The sequence below is a fragment of the Arachnia propionica genome (assembly GCF_900637725.1).
Lineage (GTDB): Bacteria > Actinomycetota > Actinomycetes > Propionibacteriales > Propionibacteriaceae > Arachnia > Arachnia propionica.
The window spans coordinates 1,302,564-1,317,202 of record NZ_LR134406.1 but is presented as its reverse complement, the minus strand read 5'-3'; the positions used below and the strand labels follow the sequence as shown (position 1 = coordinate 1,317,202).

The 14,639-nt window shown below is 64.2% G+C and carries 16 protein-coding genes and 1 other RNA gene; 6 read left to right on the top strand and 11 right to left on the bottom strand.

What is annotated here, in order from left to right:
* The first annotated feature begins 12 nt into the window (after window positions 1-12).
* Both EL272_RS05675 and map read left to right on the top strand, forming a co-directional pair.
* Window positions 13-945 carry a DUF2510 domain-containing protein gene (locus tag EL272_RS05675; protein WP_157682460.1) on the top strand — a complete coding sequence of 311 codons (933 nt, stop codon included), beginning with the start codon at window positions 13-15 and terminating at the stop codon, window positions 943-945.
* A gap of 46 nt (window positions 946-991) precedes the next feature.
* The gene (map, locus tag EL272_RS05670; protein ID WP_014846262.1) at window positions 992-1,846 is read left to right on the top strand and encodes a type I methionyl aminopeptidase; all 855 of its coding nucleotides are present in this window, start codon (window positions 992-994) and stop codon (window positions 1,844-1,846) included.
* A gap of 9 nt (window positions 1,847-1,855) precedes the next feature.
* On the opposite strand, the gene EL272_RS05665 is transcribed toward map, so the two are convergent.
* The 9 genes from EL272_RS05665 to EL272_RS05625 all read right to left on the bottom strand — a co-directional run bounded on the left by EL272_RS05665 (window position 1,856) and on the right by EL272_RS05625 (window position 9,480).
* Complete coding sequence (locus EL272_RS05665) at window positions 1,856-2,059, bottom strand: hypothetical protein (RefSeq protein WP_014846261.1); 204 nt, start codon at window positions 2,057-2,059, stop codon at window positions 1,856-1,858.
* Window positions 2,060-2,813: 754 nt separating this feature from the next.
* Entirely contained in the window at window positions 2,814-3,356 is a 543-nt protein-coding gene (locus EL272_RS05660; protein ID WP_041696330.1) for a hypothetical protein, read from the bottom strand.
* 168 nt (window positions 3,357-3,524) lie between these two features.
* The gene (locus EL272_RS05655) at window positions 3,525-3,968 is read right to left on the bottom strand and encodes a hypothetical protein (RefSeq protein WP_014846259.1); all 444 of its coding nucleotides are present in this window, start codon (window positions 3,966-3,968) and stop codon (window positions 3,525-3,527) included.
* Window positions 3,969-3,978: 10 nt separating this feature from the next.
* The gene (locus EL272_RS05650) at window positions 3,979-4,893 is read right to left on the bottom strand and encodes a hypothetical protein (protein WP_014846258.1); all 915 of its coding nucleotides are present in this window, start codon (window positions 4,891-4,893) and stop codon (window positions 3,979-3,981) included.
* A gap of 708 nt (window positions 4,894-5,601) precedes the next feature.
* The gene (locus tag EL272_RS16020) at window positions 5,602-5,904 is read right to left on the bottom strand and encodes a RelA/SpoT domain-containing protein (protein ID WP_157682459.1); all 303 of its coding nucleotides are present in this window, start codon (window positions 5,902-5,904) and stop codon (window positions 5,602-5,604) included.
* Window positions 5,801-6,265, bottom strand: coding sequence for a nucleotidyltransferase family protein (locus EL272_RS05640; protein ID WP_041696326.1), 465 nt, complete (start codon window positions 6,263-6,265; stop codon window positions 5,801-5,803). Before EL272_RS05640 ends, EL272_RS16020 begins: the two co-directional genes overlap by 104 nt.
* Before the next feature lie 629 nt (window positions 6,266-6,894).
* Window positions 6,895-7,265, bottom strand: an RNA gene (gene rnpB / locus EL272_RS05635) — RNase P RNA component class A.
* Window positions 7,266-7,297: 32 nt separating this feature from the next.
* On the bottom strand, window positions 7,298-8,656 hold the full coding sequence (locus EL272_RS05630) for an RNB domain-containing ribonuclease (RefSeq protein ID WP_244926120.1): 1,359 nt from the start codon (window positions 8,654-8,656) through the stop codon (window positions 7,298-7,300).
* Between the two features lie 83 nt (window positions 8,657-8,739).
* A complete protein-coding gene (locus tag EL272_RS05625; RefSeq protein WP_014846254.1) occupies window positions 8,740-9,480 on the bottom strand; it encodes a zinc ribbon domain-containing protein in 741 nt (246 codons plus the stop codon).
* Window positions 9,481-9,536: 56 nt separating this feature from the next.
* Between EL272_RS05625 and EL272_RS05620 the strand changes: the two genes are divergently transcribed.
* Window positions 9,537-10,994, top strand: coding sequence for an aminopeptidase P family protein (locus EL272_RS05620; protein ID WP_014846253.1), 1,458 nt, complete (start codon window positions 9,537-9,539; stop codon window positions 10,992-10,994).
* 74 nt (window positions 10,995-11,068) lie between these two features.
* On the opposite strand, the gene EL272_RS05615 is transcribed toward EL272_RS05620, so the two are convergent.
* Complete coding sequence (locus tag EL272_RS05615; RefSeq protein ID WP_014846252.1) at window positions 11,069-11,890, bottom strand: alpha/beta fold hydrolase; 822 nt, start codon at window positions 11,888-11,890, stop codon at window positions 11,069-11,071.
* Between the two features lie 14 nt (window positions 11,891-11,904).
* Window positions 11,905-12,435, bottom strand: coding sequence for a YflT domain-containing protein (locus EL272_RS05610; protein ID WP_014846251.1), 531 nt, complete (start codon window positions 12,433-12,435; stop codon window positions 11,905-11,907).
* A gap of 55 nt (window positions 12,436-12,490) precedes the next feature.
* On the opposite strand from EL272_RS05610, the gene EL272_RS05605 reads away from it, so the two are divergent.
* Genes EL272_RS05605 through EL272_RS05595 form a run of 3 tightly spaced genes read left to right on the top strand, consistent with a single transcriptional unit; the run spans window position 12,491 to window position 14,623 of the window.
* Window positions 12,491-13,762, top strand: coding sequence for a magnesium transporter MgtE N-terminal domain-containing protein (locus EL272_RS05605; RefSeq protein ID WP_014846250.1), 1,272 nt, complete (start codon window positions 12,491-12,493; stop codon window positions 13,760-13,762).
* On the top strand, window positions 13,755-14,264 hold the full coding sequence (locus tag EL272_RS05600; RefSeq protein WP_014846249.1) for a DUF1003 domain-containing protein: 510 nt from the start codon (window positions 13,755-13,757) through the stop codon (window positions 14,262-14,264). Before EL272_RS05605 ends, EL272_RS05600 begins: the two co-directional genes overlap by 8 nt.
* Window positions 14,261-14,623, top strand: a complete 363-nt coding sequence (locus EL272_RS05595; protein ID WP_061787106.1) for a hypothetical protein — start codon at window positions 14,261-14,263, stop codon at window positions 14,621-14,623. Before EL272_RS05600 ends, EL272_RS05595 begins: the two co-directional genes overlap by 4 nt.
* Window positions 14,624-14,639 lie beyond the last annotated feature (16 nt).

Sequence of the window (14,639 nt, the reverse complement as noted above, 5' to 3'; positions counted from 1 at the left end):
ACGATGAAGAACATGTCAACACCAGGTTGGTACCCGGATCCGCGTGACGATGGTCAGGAGCGGTTCTGGAGCGGCACCGAGTGGACGGCGCAGGTGAGACCGACGGAGACCCTGTCAGGTGCCAGAGTGCATTCCGTGATGGTTCCGCCACCGTCCCCCAGGCGGAGCAACACGGTTCTGTGGGGCGTGTTGACGCTGGTTCTGGCTTTGCTGGGCGGGGGCAGCTGGTGGTTGTCGACGGCCGTCGGCCCGGCTCCCGCCACGAGTCCTTCAGCAACCGGGCCGGTCCCGCACCCGCCCGCCAGCCGTTTCCCCACAGGACACGGACACGATCACGAGTCCTCTGCCGCCCCGTCTTCCCCAGCCGCGACACAGGATCCGGGATCCCTGAAGGTCGGCGACGTTCTCCGCGGCACCCCGGACTGCCCGAACACGGCCACGGATTCAACCGGCGCGCTCGGCGAGGACGGACGCATCACGTCCGCGGGCGGGTTGAGTTTTCCCGCCATAGCAGGATTCACCCCAACCAAGCTGGACTACGGGTTCATCCACCAGGCCAACACCGTCGTGAAACGCTACCCGGAGAGCAACAACCTGATGGCTGCGGTGGCCGTTGGAACCCTCGAGACCTCCGAAGGATTCGCGGAGGTCATTCCCGCCGCTGCGCGCGTCGTCAGCTGCCTGCTGGGACGTAGTGTCTTCCACCAGCCCGGCACCATGGCCGAGATCGTCGAAATCAACCACGACCCCAGGGCCGCAGCCGTGTGGCTGAACACGAGGATCCAGATAAGCGGGATCGCAGGGGTGAACACCAACAACATCTCGGTGTTCACCCATCTCGCAGACAACGGGATCATGCATGTGGCGCTGGTCGTCGAACCGGATCACGACCCGGAGGGTGATACCGCGATCTGGACGGCCATCGAGGACCTGCGGCTGCCCTGACGACCGGTCTGCTGAATCCACGATTTGGTCGCTACACTGTGGCCGCGTGAGTCCAGTAACCCCATTCCAGGTCACCCCCCGCCTGGAGGTTCCGGCAGCAATCAACCGGCCTCCGTACGTCGGAAAACGAGCCCCAAAACGCTACGAGGGCGATGATGTCCAGCCGCCGGAGATCATCGAGGCGATGCGGGAGGCCGGGGCCATCGCATGCGAGGCCATGCACGAGGCCGGCAAAGCAGTACGACCCGGGGTCACCACCGATGAACTGGATCGCATAGTCCACACCTACATCCTGGATCACGGCGCCTACCCGTCGACCCTCGGTTATCGGGGTTTCCCGAAATCCTGCTGCACATCGGTGAACGAGGTGATCTGCCACGGCATCCCCGATCTGCGCCCCCTCGAGGACGGCGACATCGTGAAGATCGACGTGACCGCCTTCAAGAACGGGGTTCACGGCGACAACTGCTACACCTTCCTCTGCGGCGACGTGGACGAGGAGTCACGGCTTCTCACGCAACGCACCCAGGAGGCCATGAACCGCGCCATCAAAGCGGTCAAACCGGGACGTCCCACCTCGGTGATCGGGCGCGTGATCGAGTCCTACGCGAAACGATTCGGCTACGGAGTGGTGCGCGAGTACACCGGGCACGGCGTCCACACCGCCTTCCACTCTGGGCTGGTGATCCTCCACTACGACGAGCCCCGCTATTCCACCAGGATCCGTCCCGGGATGACCTTCACCATCGAGCCGATGCTGACCCTGGGTTCCCCCGAATCCGAGGTCTGGAAGGACGACTGGACTGTCGTCACCCTCGACGGCTCCCGCTGCGCCCAGTTCGAGCAGACCCTGGTGGTGACCGAGACCGGGGCTGAGATCATCACGGTTCCCCGCAGCTGACCACCCGGGTCAGTCGTCCTGGCCTCTCCGGAAGGTGTGCACGAGCTGAGCCACTCCCGCCAGTCCCAGAAGAATCCCGGTCGCGATCAGGAGGAGAGGCGGGGCGTCCTTGAGCAAGGAGGGCGTCTTGGTGCCGTATTCGCTCTGCACCTTGCCCGCGCTGATTCCCATGAGGGTCAGCAGAATCCCGGCACAGACCTGAGCAGCGCCCACCAGCGCTCGATAAGCCCTGCCGGCATCCCATCTGCCGGGGTCCCCGCGCTCCCTCCTGTAATCTTCCGCCTCGAATCCAAACGATCCGGAAGGCTGGCTGGGGGGTATGGGTGGCAACAGGGTCATGTTCTCTCCAAGGCCAGCGCCCAGGGCGACGGTCACACAGCTTCCAGTAACGCTAGTGCACGCATCCCGGCGAAACCAAGGTGTTCACGCTCCTCGAAAACAGGCTGCCCGCCACGACGACGAGTGCGAAAAAGACGGTTCCGTAAACCTGACGTGCCCCATAGCCCGACCTTTCGGGGACGAGCCGGCCTGTAAGCCGAGGACTGACAACGACTCAGCGAGCCCCTGGTCGGCCCCGGTTTCGCCCCGTTCCCGGGGCCTGATAGGGCCTCGGAATCCGTAAGAACCGTCAAAGCGACGACCGCGGGATGCGGCGACCATGCGAGGGCATCCCCCAAGGCGTCGAGGGAAAACCGACAGGCCACATCCGCGTCGATGGCGGCCTTCTCTCGTGCAGTTAGCCAGCGTGGGAGCGAGTCACGCTCGGTATACACGATCTCGTGCCCGAGCGTGCAACGTTCCTCAACTCTGCCCAGCCTGATGTCGAGCAGGATAGTCCTGCGATCCCACCGGCACATTCCCCGCACCGGCATCACCACCAGGTTCACCGACCATCCGGCCGAGCCCCACGGGTCGTAAGCCATGGAGGAAGCGTGCCGGCCAGGGGCGACAAATCCCGGGTGGCTGGTTACCCCACCCGCCAGGCTGCCGATTCGCCCATGTCGTTCCGGTAGTGGACCTCGGTAACGGTCGCGTCACCCACCAGGAAAACCATCCAGCCTTGCAGGCATTCGCCGCTGCGGATTGGCTCGTCGAATGGGTAGGAGGGCAAAATGTCCTCGGCGGAGCCACCTATCGTCGCCCGGTAGACGCCACCATTCGAGGCTCGGACGCTCCAGGTGGTCGGAGAAATCGTCAACTCCTTGGCGGGTTCCACATCATTTCGGCAGACCTTGGCGTTTAGCGCCCACTCCGTCTTCCCGAATCCGTCGTCGCGACTTCTGCCCTCTTTCGCCGTAAAGGTCGCATACTTCCCAACCAAAGAATCTCCCATCTTCACCCCGGCGGTCGAAGGGGTCTCGGCCGGGGTGGGAGGGCTCGAGGAACCTGGCTCAGCGCTCGCCGCTTCCCGAGAGATCACGGTTACCGTCGCAGTTGGGGTTGGGCTAGCCCCGCAGGCCGCGAGCACCATCGGGGCGACGAGCGCGAAGGCGAAAGCGGTACGACGCATAATGAACTCCTGAAATTCTCCTCATTGGGGCGACTGCTATGTCATCCTTATGATCGACAGGATACCGCCGCGAAAGCTGGGCGGCTACTCGGCCAGCCATTCAATCACCAAGGCGATCAGCATACCAGTGGCGCCTGCCCGCAAGACTCTGCGCCGTCATCATCGAAATTACTCTCCGGGTTTGATCGCCTCGGCCGTCAGTACGAATTGTATGTACGCGACCACACGCCAGGTTGCCAACGACGCAACCCCCAATGCGCCTAAGGTCAGGGCCCAAGCCAGGGTTGGATTCAGTGAGGCCACGGCAACACCGCCCAACGACACCATGGCACAGAGCAGCACGATCGAGATGACCCATATCCATGCCCGCTGGATCTGCCTACCGAACCTTCCTCGTGCACGCCGAATGACCGGAGCGGAGGACTGGTAGATCATGCCGCACCCGAAGGTACCGAGCGCGGCCATGATCGCGATGACAGCCGACGCCGCGGATGCGAAAGGACCAGCCTGCTCCAGGACCGCTTCGGGAAGCCGAAAGGCCGCCAGAGCGATGAGTGCCCCTGCGAGGTCCATGGTGTTGTGGTTCAGCCACCAAGCCTTGGTCTTGCGCATGCCGCCTCCTCTATGTCTCAGCGACCTTAACCGCCTCTCTGATTCGATCGTGCCACCCGGCGCAGACATTTTCGAACGCAGATACGAGGACCTTCGGGTCGGCTCCATCTTCCGACAGGGGGATCCCGAATCGCTCGATCAGCTTATGCTCGAGCAGGTCCAGCGTTTCACTATCCGCCGTCACTACTTGCATTTTCTTCGCGCCGGGTAGCAGCTTGCGCAGGTTGAGAAAATTTTTCAGCAGGCTCGTGGCATTCCCATTCTGCTTGGGTTTTTTAATCTTGACCTGCATTTCCATTGTGATATTCGCACCAACACAGTTGGCGACTTGAACCATCGCATCGCCGATATTTTCGGCATCTGATCTCTCGTACATTAAATCGGGAGGCGCTACATCCACCCTGATCTGCACACTTTGAATCCGGGGAGCCTTTTCAAATTCCTCAATCTGCCCGGGCGAGGTGATGGCCTGGGCCATCCAGTAAGCCCCATCACTCAAGGGATAGAGCAGATTAGCAAGTCCAGCGCCGGCATTCGACCTCGGGGTTCCCGGCGGCCCGGACATGATGGCGAAAGCGTTTATGTCATTGTAGAAATAGACGTGGTTCACCATAGCGAGATAGGTGTCCACATCCTCCAAACGAACCGGGAGTATCTCGTCGGCGCCGCTGACCTGTCGCACTTGGGCATCGCCCATGGATTTGGCAATTATCGCCGAAGAAGTTCCACGCAGATTAAACGTGTACTTGACTTGGTTCCGATCCTCGAAGTTGAGCACCGGCTCAGCAGCATTGACGACGCTTCTGAGTTTATCCGCCCACGCTACGGGATGACGTCTCATCAGACCTTTTGGACTATGGGCCGCCAAGTGGAAAAATTGCGCTTTCACCCATTTCTCTTTCGAGGCTCTTTCGTCCTCACTCATCGCCTGTCGTATCCTTTCCTGCAAATCAACCAGTCACGTGCACGCCGCCAAGGGTGGCAGCGACGGCCTCCACCTGCTTGGTGTCGATGATCCAGTTCTCCCTGACAGCAAGATACACGCCGTCGGGCGAAATGGATTTGAGTTGTTGGAAAGCCGTCTGGACGGTCTCCGGCCCGGTATAGATGCTCAGGACGTCGGCACCGGCGCGAGATCCCGATTGAAGCGCGAGCTCAACCCTGTCGGTGCGCCGCCGATCCGGGCAGTCGTACCCCGCCGTGGCGATGAAGGTATTCGGAGGTCGGTCACGGACCTGTAGCGGGCGGGGCGCTGGAGGTGGACACCGTCGCGAGGATGGGCTTTCGCCCGCAGCGACTTTTGTATGCCCCTTCGGGACGCTGACGCAGGCCGAAAAGCCCCTCGCTGCAGCGAAGAGAATGAACGACGCGACGCATGGTTCCCCCTTCAGGAACTCGAACCGGTCGGATGAAGGATAAAACCCTGCCACTCCCCCCGGGGTCCGGGACGCCGCGCCTGGGCAACCGTTGCCAAGGCGATGGTTGACGCCTACGGCCAAACAACTCTCCCATCCAATCGATATGGGCGAGTGCGTTCCAGCAAACTAGTTGACCGCGATGCCGTCGTCCTCCATCACCGACCGCAGGTACTGTTCCACGCTCTCCAACCCGCTGCGGAAGTACGAGGCGTGGGTCACCTGAACGGATTCGATGGGAGGCCGAGTTCGGCTGCCTCCAGTTTACGCGACCACAGAAGGGCCCACTTGTGGAACGGTGTGTAATCATCCTGTTTGTGATTCACTCCAAGCCGGGCAGATACCTCTTCCACCATGACCGCCCACCTGTGCATCGCCGAGGTGCGAAGCTGCACACCCACCGGCCTGATCACGCCCTTACCGGAGTACATGCAGATGAGGTGGGCAGCCCGATAGCCACTCTGCCGGGGTTTGGCCACGTAGTCGATTGTCTCGACCCCGTTCCTGCGTCGCCTCGCCACCACCTTCTCCTTGGAGGCGGCGCAGCGCGTCCAGGTCGTCTACGACGACCCTGACCCCACCGATATCGTGCATTCGCGCGAGGTTCATCCTCGATTCCCGCTCAGTCAGTTTCTCGATGATGGTCTGCATCCGTTTGAGACGTTGCGTGGCCTGTGCCTCGATCCCCAGCTCCTGGGCATAACGCCGCACCCCGATGTTGGCGTTCAGCATAAGACGAGCGTAGGTCTGCCGGTGCCGCTCGACGACCTCAAGACAGTGCTCCAGAGCCTCCGTCGGCTTCTCACCCCTGAAGATCTTGCGCAACTGGCTATCGGCCTTCTCCACCTGGCTGTTCGACGGCGGACTGATTCCGGCATTCACCGCAGCTCCCAGCTATCGTCGCTGCCCTGCCGAGCCTGGCGGAGGCGGTCATCTGTGGCTTGATCGATGGTGGGCATCACATCCGCTTGGAGACGCTGCTGTCGGAGCTCCTGTACCTTCGATAGGCCAGTGCGCTCCGCCAGGTCGTCGTGGCTTAGCTGAAGGCGATATCGCTGAACCCGAAGTTCGGTTGCCACGTGCTCCGTGACCGGCCCGTTGTATCGCAGACTTCCCACGCATGAACAGCACCAAAACGCACTCAAAGGGTCGCAAGTACATCGACACCAATCTTCTAATTGCATACAGTACGAATACGTATTCATATCGCTCTTATGAACGCCGCACGGCGTCGGCTTCATCGGCACCAGACAGGCCTATTACTAGCGGACTGCCACGCTGGTTGGTGGCGAGCCGTGTGTTCAGCCAGCATCTTGGTCTCGGACTACTCCCCGGCACCCGGGACTCGTATACCACACATACACGAACCCCACTCGGATCGGGTAAGGGCCTTTTCGCGCCCGGGGTTCTTTTCAGGGCCTCCCAGAGCCTGATTTCCAACACCATCCTGCATCATGATGTTAGCCAAAGTGCAATTCAAAGCCTGACAAGACTCCTATCCGAGCCTTTCGGGGACGAGCCGGCCTGTAAGCCGGATTTTGTCTGACGGTGACCATCCATCTGAGGCCCGCCGTTGCCGGTGGGCTCCTGCAACCTACCCGGAAACCTCGCGCGAGCAGCGCTCAGACGGTTTCCGCGGCCAGCGGACTGGCCTTCTTGGTCTTGCTCCGGGTGGGGTTTACCGAGCTGCGCCGGTCACCCGGCGCACTGGTGGTCTCTTACACCACCGTTTCACCCTTACCCGGCCGTTGGGCCGGGCGGTCTGTTCTCTGTGGCACTGTCCCGCGGGTCACCCCGGGTGGGTGTTACCCACCACCCTGCTCTGCGGAGTCCGGACTTTCCTCAGCCCGGTTACCCGGGCCGCGATCACCCGGCCGACTCGTCCAAGCAGCAAGTCTAGCTTCCCCAACGGCCTCAAACGGCATGGGAGAACACCGTCCTGCCCTCGCTGAGATCCACCTCATCCAACCGCACCCGAACCGCCCGGCCGGGTTCACGGCCCTCCGCGGGCAGTTTCGCCTCCACCGCCGGGTCTGCGATCTGAAAGGTTCCCATCCCGGACCTCGGATTGACATCGATTAGGACCGCGTCGAAAACCTCTCCCACCCGCTTTTGCAGGACCAGCGCCTCAGCCAGATCCACCACCGAGTGTTCCCAGGAACGGGCTCGCCGGTTACTGGCCGCCATCAGCTCCGGCAGCCCGGCGAGGTTCTCACGCACCCACCCGGGAACCGGTTCTCCCTGCCCGATGCTCACGCAGATTTCGGACGCGAAACGATCCACCAGCCGCCGCAGGGGTGCGGTGACGTGGCTGTAGCGGGCCGCCAGGGCGGAATGTCCCAAGTCGTCACCGGGCAGCGAGCCGTCGAAACTTCGGTAACCGGCGCCCCGGAACAGCGATGTGCAGCGGGCCAGCACCGCGAGCTCCGCGGGTTCCCCCGGTTCCAGCCCCCGGACGAAATCCGGGTACGACTGCGCGACCGGCCAGTCGACCCCTAGGGCCCCGGCGCTGAGGCGGAGGCGATCGATCGCCTCAGGACTGGCAGCCGGTAGGGTTCTCAGGATCCCGACCGCTGCGCCCACCATGAGTTCCGCGGCGACCATGCCGGTCAGGAGCGAGACCTGGGCGTTGTGCCTCTCCACCGGTAGCGAGGAGCGAAACCTCGTCAACCAGGTTCCGTTCTCCGCGACGATCTCCTGTCCGGGCAGGTTGAGAGAAACGCCCCCGCGTTCGGCCTCGAGGCGCTGCCGTAGTTCACCGACGACGGACAGCAGCGCGACGCTCGGGTGCGCCCGGCCAGCGTCCGCATCCGCCTGGACCTCCTCGTAGGAGAGTTTCGCGTGCGAACAGACCAGAGCCCGCTCGACACCCACCCTGGTGGGCACCCCGTCAGCGTCCAGGTCGTGGGTCCACAGCACCGCCGGACGGGGTCTGCCGTCGGCCAGCAGCGATCCGATCCCCTCCGAGAAGGAATCGGGATACAGCGGCACCTTGGCCCCGGGCGCGTACAGCGTCTCCCCGCGTCGCATTGCCTCGGCCTCCAGCGCGGATCCCGGTCTCACCCACGCCGCGACATCCGCGATGGCGTAGTGAACCCGGTATCCCGACCCGTTCCGTTCGATCCGGATTGCCTGGTCCAGGTCCTTGGATGCGGCGGGATCAACCGTGACGAGTTCCACGGCGGTCCGGTCGGCGTGCCCCGGGAAACCTGGCGGGTTGTCCCGGAGGCCATCCACCTCCTCGAGCGCCTTCCCGGGAAAATCGGCAGACACGTCCAGCCTGCCTCGCAGCAGAGCGAGTCCCTTTGAAAGAGCGTGGGGAATCCCCGGTGAGACCCTGAGATCGGGGCTCGGCATCAAAGGCCCGAATCAGCTGTCCGGATGAGAATCCGGTCGCACTCGACGCACCGGAGCACCTCGTTCTGCGGGGCCTTGCGGTACGTGTCGAGGTCCGAGACGGTGAGTTCCAGCTGACATCCGCTGCACCGGCCGCGATGCAGTTTGGCTGCCCCTAGGCCGCTGTGCGCGCGGATCTTCTCGTAGAGGGTCAGCAGCGGGGCGGGCACCTTCTTGGCCTCTGAGGCCCTGCTGGAGGCGATGACCTTCGCCTCACCGCTCAACCTGCCCACCTCGGCGTCGCGGGCGGCGACGTCGGCGCGCAGTTCGTCCTCGACGTTCTTCTTGCGGGCGGCCAGCTCGTCGCGTTCCGCGGCTGCCTCCTCGAGCTGTCCCATCAGGTCGAGCTCGGCATCCTCCAGTTCGGTTATCCGCCGTTTGATGCGTTCCACCTCCTCCACGAGTCCGCGTAGCACCTTCGGGTCCGTGACGGAACCGTCATCCACCCTCCGGTTCTCCCTTTCCAGCCGGGCCCGCACCGGCGTCAGGTCGGATTCCGCCCGGTGAACCGAGAGCTCCAGGTCCTGGGCGCGGGTGGTGGCAGCCACCAGATCGTCGGTGATCGCCTGCCGGGTGGTCATCAATTCAGCGATGCGGGCGTGCTGCGGCAGGGTCTTGGCGGTGTGTTGCAAACGCCCGATCTCTGAGTCGAGTTCAGCCAGGGTCAGTAGGTGTTGCTGGTCAGCGGGGTCTGCGAGCATGCGTTTCCTTCCAACGTTCTGGAACGTAAATCTACCGGGAATTAAACTCATGACCCATGAGTGCAGAGCAGGTAGACAGCCACGAGGCGAAAGATCGCGCAGACAACCGGAAGTCCCCGTACTCGGAGGCCTTCAAGAAGTTCATCGTCTCGGGCTGGGCGCCCTACTCTGAGGTTCCGCCCGAGCGACTGGCGGCCGCCGACTGGACCCCCGCCCGCTGGGCCTCCCTGCGCGAAGCCTTCCCCGGCGCGACCCTCGTGATTCCTGCCGGGTCGTACAAGGTGCGTTCCAACGACTGCGACTACCGGTTCCGCCCCCATTCCACCTTCGCCTGGGTGACGGGGCTGGGTGAGGACCGGGAACCCGATGCGGTTGCCGTGGTCTCCCCCACCGGTGTCTGCCTGTACTTCCGGCCCCGCTGTCCCAGGACGGACGAGGAGTTCTACGCCTCCAGCCGGTATGGGGAGATGTGGGTCGGCCAGCGCGACTCACTGGAGGAAATGGCCGCCCGGGTAGGTTTCCCCTGCCGGGACCTGCGTCAGCTGAGGGACGAACTTTCCGGGGTCGTCGGCCTGCGGGTGGTTCGCGAGGCCGATCCGGGAATCACCGCCATGGTCGATGAGCTTCGTGGCGGCCAGGCGCAGGACGCGGACGCGGAGCTGTTCCGCACGCTCTCCGAACTGCGCCTGGTCAAGGACGACTTCGAGGTCGGCGAGTTGCGCCGCGCCTGCGATGCCACCCGGGTGGGTTTCGAGGCGGTTGCCCGCGAACTCCCGAACGCCGTGGCAGGCGGTCGTGGCGAACGCTGGGTGGAGGGGGTCTTCGGCCTGCACGCCCGCCACCTGGGCAACAACGTCGGCTACGACACCATCTCCGCGGGCGGTGATCACGCCAACACCCTCCATTGGATTCGCAACGACGGCGACATCCTGAACGGCGACCTGCTGCTGTTGGATGCCGGGGTCGAGGTCAACTCGCTTTACACGGCGGACGTGACCCGCACGCTGCCGGTCAACGGCCGCTACACCGACGCGCAACGCCGCGTCTACGAGGTGGTGCTGGCGGCCCAGGAGGCCGGTATCGCGGCCTGCCGGGCGGGCAACGGTTTCCTGGATCCGCACCGCGCGGCGATCCGGGTGATCTCGGAGTTCCTGGCAGAGATCGGTGTGCTGCCCTGCTCGGTCGAGGAAACCCTCGCCGACGACGGCGGTTATCACCGACGCTGGATGGTGCACGGAACATCGCACCACCTCGGTCTGGACGTCCACGACTGTGCCGCCGCCCGCAGGGAGAGGTACCGCGACGCGGAGTTGCTGCCGGGCATGGTGATCACGGTGGAACCGGGCCTCTACTTCAAGTCGACCGATCTTCTCGTGCCCGAGGAGTACCGCGGCATCGGGGTGCGCATCGAGGACGACATCCTCATCACCGAGGGCGACCCCGAGAACCTGTCGGCCTCGCTGCCCCGCGCGAGCAGGGACGTGGAGGCCTGGCTGGCCCGTCTGAAGGGCTGACCGCCGACCGCCCCGCCTCGGTGGAACCATCTCCCATCGAGGCGGGCCCTTCTCCTGCTCGGATCCGTTTAGCGTCAGTCGTCCGGGAGTTCCGTCCTTGCCTGACGGGTCACCCGGTCCATGAAAGCGCGCAGCAGATTCGCCGTGGTGTCCGGCGCGGCCACCGTGACCTGGTGGGCCGCCTCCGGGATCACGGACAGCTGGGCGCCGGGCACGCTGGCCGCGACCAGTTCCTGGTTCGCGATCGGCGTGGAGCTGTCGCGTTCCCCGGCGATGAGGAGCAGCGGGCAGCGGATGTCCCTCAGGTCGGCGCGCAGGTCGTGATGCGCCAGGCAGCGGCAGAGCTGCGCGTATGAGTGGTCGTCCGCCGCGGCCAGGCCCTCCATGATGGTGGTCGTGACGCGGGGATTGGCCGCCTTGAAGGCCGGGGTGAACCAGCGTTTCGAGGTTTCCTCCAGCAGCTGCTGGGTGCCGGAGGTCTCAACAAGTTCGGCGCGCTCGAACCATCGGTCGGGTTCCCCCACGGTGGCCGCCGAGCACAGCACCGCGACCCCGGCCAGTTCATCGGCGTGATCACGTGCTAGGTGCAGGCCGGTGGCACCTCCTATGGAGAGCCCCGCGAAGAACACGGGAAGCTCGCCGACCTGCTCCCGGACCTCGTGGACAACGTCCATGATGGCCGAGGCAACCACGTCCAGGGTTGGTTCGTCCTCGTCATTCCAGACCTCGCTCAGCGCATGGCCGGGGTAGTCGACGAACACCACCAGGGCGTCGCTCGTCAAAAGCTCCGCCACCTTCGCCCACTGGTGTGAGCAGTTCCCGCCGATGCTGGGGGCCACCACGAGGATGCGGCCGGCGCGGCTGGCGGGGTTGTACAGATCCCAGGTCAAGTCCATACCAGAAACCCTACTCAGTTGATCCCTGTCGCCCTGTGCCCGGGCCACTTGGCGAGCAGTTCGCGCGCCTCGGCCGCCGCCTTGTGCTCACACAGCACCTCGTAGCCGGTTGCCACCACCTGCCGCATCGACTCGAAGTCTCGTCGCCCGCCGCTCAGTGCATAGGCCAGGGCAGCGGAGAGCATGCCGAAGCTGACACCGAGCCCGAGCCCGGCCAGGATCAGCGACAGGAAGGTGTTTTCGCTCTGCATGAACAGGTAGAACATCAAACCCACGACTATCCCGGTGCCGAAGCCGGAGACGGCTCCCTGGATCAGGACTGAACTCCAGGTGCGTCTGCCCGTCACTCGTTCCACGGATTTCAGGTTGGTTCCCACGATCATCAGGTTCGCCACCGCGAACTTCGAATCGGACAGGAAATCGACCGCCGCCTGCGCCTCCTCGTAGGTGCCGTAGCTTCCGACGCGTTGAGGATAGTCCAGCTCGAACAACCTGCTGGTGGAAACAATCGGGGTGAACCGTCGGGTTGGAACGGCGGGGGTCATCTTGGCTCCTGGTCAGTGTCCGGCAAGCACTTGCGCGTTGTTCAAGTGTAGATTCATGCCCATGAGCGCCAAGGAGTCCGCGGTTTTCATCTCCCGCTTGGTCGGTCTTCCCGTGGTCGACGCGGCGGGCGATCAGGTGGGTCGTGTCAAGGACGTGGTCTTCCACCTGCGAACCGGTACCCTGGCACCCCGGGTGCGTGGCCTGGTGGTCGAATTGTTCGCCCGACAACGGATCTTCGTGCCCATGATCCGGGTGCACAACATAACAGTCAACCAGGTTGCCATCCTCGGTCAGGTCGACACCCGCCGCTTCAAGAAGCGCGAAACGGAATGGCTGGTGGCCACCGACCTGTTCGACCGTCCCGTTCCCCGCGACGTCCCGACCCGGATCTACGACGTCTCGATGATCCAGGTGCGCAACCGCGAGTGGGAACTGTTCCAGATCGCCATCACGAGCCGCACCAGGGTCAGCCGTTTCGGTTTCGGGGGCCGCCGCGTCACCGACATCATTCAGTGGAACCAGGTTCCGGACTTGGTGCTGGCGACGGGTCGTTCCCCGGAACACCTGGTGGCGAAGTTCTCGGACATGAAACCGGCCGACATCGCACAGGAACTCCACGACCTCGACCCGGACAGACTGGTGGAAGTCATCAAGGCCCTTGACGACGAGACCCTGGCGGAGGCCCTCGAGGAACTACCCGGGGACGAACAGATCCAGCTGATCTCGAAACTGGAGACCAACCGCGCCGCCGATGTGTTGGCGGAAATGGATCCCGACGACGCCGCGGACCTCATCAAAGACCTCCCCGAGGCGGTCGCGGAGGACCTGCTCGAGCACATGGAACCGGAGGATGCTTCCGACGTGCGCCGGCTGCTGGTCTACGGCGAGTTCACCGCGGGCGGCATGATGACCCCCGAGCCGGTGGTGCTGGGAACGGACGCAACCGTGGCGGAGGCCCTGGCCCGCATCCGCGAGGAACAGCTGACCCCGGCCCTGGCCTCCATGGTGTTCGTCACCCGCCCCCCGCTGGAGACCCCGTCGGGCCGCTACGTGGGAGCGGTCCACTTCCAGCAGCTGCTGCGGGCCGCCCCCACCCTGATGGTGGCAACGATGATGGATCACAACCTGGAGCCCTTGAGTCCCGACTCACCCCTGGCGCAGGTCTCGCGTTTCTTCGCCACCTACAATCTGGTGGTGGCGCCCGTGGTGGATTCCGACGGGGCGCTCGTCGGGGCGGTGACCGTGGATGACGTCCTCGACCACATGCTGCCCGACGACTGGCGCGGAACCCAGATGGACGAGCCCGTGGAGGTGAGCCATGGCTGAGCGCAGTCCCCTGTCAGAACCGCGGTCGAGGCGGCGCCGGCTGCTGCCGAAGGTGACTCTCGACTCGGAGGCCTTCGGCGAATTCGCGGAGGCCGCCGCCCGTTTCATGGGAACCGGCAAGTTCATCGCCTACATGACGGTTTTCGTCGGGGCGTGGGTGATCTTCAACGTGGTCGGCATCTACGGTTTTTCCTGGGATCCCTACCCGTTCATCCTGCTGAACCTGTTCTTCTCGACGCAGGCCTCCTACTCGGCCCCACTGATCCTGCTGGCCCAGAACCGGCAGGAGGTGCGGGACAAGCTGAGTCTCGACGAGGACCGCCGCCTGGCGGCCCAGTCGCGGGCCGACATGGACTTCCTGGCCCGCGAGATCGCCGCCATCCGGATGCACCTGGGGGAACTGGCAACCCGCGACTTCGTCCGTTCCGAGCTGCGTTCCGAACTGCGTGAACTCACGGAACGCCTGGAACAGGCCGTCAACGAGAAAAGGGAGGAACCATGAGCGAACCCCAGCAGATCAGCTGGTATTCCGTGGTGCTGCTCGCGGGGCACCTGGTGATGGCGGGAGTGGCGACCTGGTCACTGTGGGTGCTCGGTTCGGGCCTCTGGGTCGGGGCCGGGGCGGCTCTGCTACTGCTGGTCGCCTACGGTTTCCTGTGGCGGCTCCGGATGGCACCAGCCGCGCAGAACCGCTTCACCTACCGGCAACGACTGACCGTGCACCTGATTCTGGGGCCCGTCGTCGTGGTGCTGGCCGTTCTCACATCCATCTGGTTGCCCGCCCTGGTGGGGGTCAGCTTGGCCCTGCTCGGGGACGCCCTGGCCTCCCGAGCCGACTCGCAGGGGCTGGAAACCGACTGAACTGTGCGGGAGTATG

Coding starts and splice junctions, on each gene's coding strand:
- EL272_RS05675 (WP_157682460.1), top strand. CDS start 13: ATGTCAACACCAGGTTGGTACCCGGATCCGCGTGACGATGGTCAGGAG.
- EL272_RS05660 (WP_041696330.1), bottom strand. CDS start 3,356: ATGCGTCGTACCGCTTTCGCCTTCGCGCTCGTCGCCCCGATGGTGCTC.
- EL272_RS05655 (WP_014846259.1), bottom strand. CDS start 3,968: ATGCGCAAGACCAAGGCTTGGTGGCTGAACCACAACACCATGGACCTC.
- EL272_RS05650 (WP_014846258.1), bottom strand. CDS start 4,893: ATGAGTGAGGACGAAAGAGCCTCGAAAGAGAAATGGGTGAAAGCGCAA.
- EL272_RS05625 (WP_014846254.1), bottom strand. CDS start 9,480: ATGCTCGCAGACCCCGCTGACCAGCAACACCTACTGACCCTGGCTGAA.
- EL272_RS05620 (WP_014846253.1), top strand. CDS start 9,537: ATGAGTGCAGAGCAGGTAGACAGCCACGAGGCGAAAGATCGCGCAGAC.
- EL272_RS05615 (WP_014846252.1), bottom strand. CDS start 11,890: ATGGACTTGACCTGGGATCTGTACAACCCCGCCAGCCGCGCCGGCCGC.
- EL272_RS05610 (WP_014846251.1), bottom strand. CDS start 12,435: ATGACCCCCGCCGTTCCAACCCGACGGTTCACCCCGATTGTTTCCACC.
- EL272_RS05605 (WP_014846250.1), top strand. CDS start 12,491: ATGCCCATGAGCGCCAAGGAGTCCGCGGTTTTCATCTCCCGCTTGGTC.
- EL272_RS05600 (WP_014846249.1), top strand. CDS start 13,755: ATGGCTGAGCGCAGTCCCCTGTCAGAACCGCGGTCGAGGCGGCGCCGG.
- EL272_RS05595 (WP_061787106.1), top strand. CDS start 14,261: ATGAGCGAACCCCAGCAGATCAGCTGGTATTCCGTGGTGCTGCTCGCG.